Here is a 236-nt window from a genome sequence, read left to right on the forward strand (position 1 = left end):
CCGCACACCAAGCCGGTCGTGTTCTGGGAGCGGGTGATCGCGGAGATCAACGGCACCGACCCCGACATCATCTTCCTGGCCGAGGCGTTCACGCGCCCGGCGATGATGCACACGCTCGCGCAGATCGGGTTCCAGCAGTCGTACACCTACTTCACCTGGCGCAACACGAAGCAGGAACTCACCGAATACCTCAGCGAGTTGTCGGGGGAAGCCGCCGCCTACATGCGGCCGAACCT

Annotated in this window: 1 pseudogene; it reads left to right on the forward strand. The window is 64.0% G+C overall.

Annotation, left to right across the window (positions count from 1 at the left end):
- Positions 1 to 236, forward strand: a pseudogene (locus tag OO69_RS48660) (alpha-1,4-glucan--maltose-1-phosphate maltosyltransferase); the annotation flags it as partial.

The organism is Streptomyces sp. NRRL F-525 (genome assembly GCF_000716605.1).
Taxonomy (GTDB): domain Bacteria; phylum Actinomycetota; class Actinomycetes; order Streptomycetales; family Streptomycetaceae; genus Streptomyces.